Below are 3,309 nucleotides of genomic sequence, written 5' to 3'. Positions count from 1 at the left end.
ATTTGTTCTTTGAAAACTAAATAATATCTAATTTTCTAAATTTTAATTATTTAATATAATTAAACCGAGAGAACACCGCGTTTTTTAAGAGTTATAAAACAAGATTAGTTCGATAGAATAATCGCTAAGTAAAACTCATAAATACCGCTTCACCGTCAGGTGAAGTTAGGTTAAGTTAGGAAGGGCGCATGGTGAATGCCTTGGTACTAGGAGCCGATGAAGGACGGGACTAACACCGATATGCCTCGGGGAGCTGTAAGTAAGCTTTGATCCGGGGGTTTCCGAATGGGGCAACCCAGCAAGCTTTACCGCTTGTTATCCGCATCTGAATTCATAGGATGTGTGAAGGTAGACGTGGGGAACTGAAACATCTCATTACCCACAGGAATATAAAGAAAAATCGATTCCCTGAGTAGCGGCGAGCGAAACGGGAAGAGCCCAAACCAGAAAGCTTGCTTTCTGGGGTTGTAGGACTGAACATTTGAGTTACCAAAGAGTTTGATAGTTGAAAGATCTGGGAAGATCTGCCAAAGAGGGTGATAGCCCCGTAAATTAAATCAAGCTCCCTCAGTTCAGGATCCTGAGTACGGCGGAACACGCGAAATTCCGTCGGAATCCGGGAGGACCATCTCCCAAGGCTAAATACTCCCTAGTGACCGATAGTGAACCAGTACCGTGAGGGAAAGGTGAAAAGCACCCCGGAAGGGGAGTGAAATAGTTCCTGAAACCATGTGCCTACAAGAAGTCAGAGCCCGTTAATGGGTAATGGCGTGCCTTTTGTAGAATGAACCGGCGAGTTACGTTCGTATGCCAGGTTAAGTTGAAGAGACGGAGCCGTAGCGAAAGCGAGTCTGAATAGGGCGAATAAGTATGCGGATGTAGACCCGAAACCAAGTGACCTACCCATGTCCAGGTTGAAGGTGCGGTAAAACGCACTGGAGGACCGAACTCGTGTACGTTGAAAAGTGCTGAGATGAGGTGTGGGTAGCGGTGAAATTCCAAACGAACTTGGAGATAGCTGGTTCTCTCCGAAATAGCTTTAGGGCTAGCCTCGGAATTAGGATCATGGAGGTAGAGCCACTGTTTGGACTAGGGGCCCGTCATGGGTTACCGAATTCAGATAAACTCCGAATGCCATTGATTTATGTCCGGGAGTCAGACGGTGAGTGATAAGATCCATCGTCGAAAGGGGAACAGCCCAGACCACCAGTTAAGGTCCCTAAATATATGTTAAGTGGAAAAGGATGTGGAGTTGCATAGACAACTAGGATGTTGGCTCAGAAGCAGCCACCATTTAAAGAGTGCGTAATAGCTCACTAGTCGAGTGATTCTGCGCCGAAAATGTACCGGGGCTTAAACATATTACCGAGACTGTGGATGCCACCATTAGGTGGCGTGATAGGAGAGCGTTCTAAGGGCAATGAAGGTAGACCGTGAGGACTGCTGGAGCGCTTAGAAGTGAGAATGCCGGTATGAGTAGCGAGAGATGGGTGAGAATCCCATCCACCGAATGACTAAGGTTTCCTGGGGAAGGCTCGTCCTCCCAGGGTTAGTCGGGACCTAAGTCGAGGCCGAGAGGCGTAGACGATGGATAACAGGTTGATATTCCTGTACTAGTTAGATTTGTTTGAACAATGGAGGGACGCAGCAGGCTAAAGATAGCATCCGATTGGAAATGGATGTCCAAGCAGTAAGTCTGAGAAAGAGTCAAATGCTTTTTCTCATTAAGGACAAGCTGTGATGGGGAGTGAAATTTATAGTAACGAAGGTCTTGATGTCACACTGCCGAGAAAAGCTTCTAGTTAGAATCTAATTACCCGTACCGCAAACCGACACAGGTAGTCGAGGAGAGTATCCTAAGGTGAGCGAGAGAACTCTCGTTAAGGAACTCGGCAAAATGACCCCGTAACTTCGGGAGAAGGGGTGCTGATCTAACGATCAGCCGCAGTGAAGAGGCCCAAACGACTGTTTATCAAAAACACAGGTTTCTGCAAAATCGTAAGATGACGTATAGGGGCTGACGCCTGCCCGGTGCTGGAAGGTTAAGGGAATAAGTTAGCGTAAGCGAAGCTTTGAACTGAAGCCCCAGTAAACGGCGGCCGTAACTATAACGGTCCTAAGGTAGCGAAATTCCTTGTCGGGTAAGTTCCGACCCGCACGAAAGGCGTAACGATTTGGGCACTGTCTCAACGAGAGACTCGGTGAAATTATAATACCCGTGAAGATGCGGGTTACCCGCGACAGGACGGAAAGACCCCATGGAGCTTTACTGTAGCTTGATATTGAGTATTTGTACAGCTTGTACAGGATAGGTAGGAGCCGTAGAAGTCGGAACGCTAGTTTCGATGGAGGCGTTGGTGGGATACTACCCTCGTTGTATGAATCCTCTAACCCGCGCCACTAAGCGTGGCGGGAGACAGTGTCAGGTGGGCAGTTTGACTGGGGCGGTCGCCTCCTAAAGAGTAACGGAGGCGCCCAAAGGTTCCCTCAGAATGGTTGGAAATCATTCGTAGAGTGTAAAGGCAGAAGGGAGCTTGACTGCGAGACAGACAGGTCGAGCAGGGACGAAAGTCGGGCTTAGTGATCCGGTGGTACCGTATGGAAGGGCCATCGCTCAACGGATAAAAGCTACCCTGGGGATAACAGGCTTATCTCCCCCAAGAGTTCACATCGACGGGGAGGTTTGGCACCTCGATGTCGGCTCATCGCATCCTGGGGCTGTAGTCGGTCCCAAGGGTTGGGCTGTTCGCCCATTAAAGCGGTACGCGAGCTGGGTTCAGAACGTCGTGAGACAGTTCGGTCCCTATCCGTCGCGGGCGTAGGAAATTTGAGAGGCGCTGTCCTTAGTACGAGAGGACCGGGATGGACATACCGCTGGTGTACCAGTTGTTCCGCCAGGAGCATCGCTGGGTAGCTATGTATGGATGAGATAAACGCTGAAAGCATCTAAGTGTGAAACTCACCTCGAGATGAGATTTCCCATTGCCTTCGGGCAAGTAAGACCCCTGAAAGATGATCAGGTAGATAGGTTAGGAGTGGAAGTGTAGTGATACATGGAGCGGACTAATACTAATCGGTCGAGGACTTAACCAAGTTAAAGTGGTAGTTCTTAGAGGAAATGAAGAAATTAGATATTGTTTAGTTTTGAGAGAACAAATTTCTCTCAGCGATAACGTAAGTTAGCGCAGAGTGTGGTGACGATGGCAAGAAGGATATACCTGTTCCCATTTCGAACACAGAAGTCAAGCTTCTTAGCGCCGATAGTAGTTGGGGGATCGCTCCCTGCGAGGGTAGGACGTTGCCATGCAA

General features: G+C 48.7%; 2 rRNA genes. Both read left to right on the top strand.

Annotated elements, in window-relative coordinates:
* Positions 1-168 precede the first annotated feature (168 nt).
* Positions 169-3,093 (top strand): 23S ribosomal RNA (locus tag IV88_RS08825).
* 97 nt (positions 3,094-3,190) lie between these two features.
* A 5S ribosomal RNA gene (gene rrf, locus IV88_RS08820) occupies positions 3,191-3,307 on the top strand.
* Positions 3,308-3,309: the final 2 nt, after the last annotated feature.

It is taken from the genome of Pediococcus argentinicus, from assembly GCF_001437605.1.
GTDB lineage: Bacteria > Bacillota > Bacilli > Lactobacillales > Lactobacillaceae > Pediococcus > Pediococcus argentinicus.
This window is presented reverse-complemented; position numbering and strand designations above follow the sequence as displayed.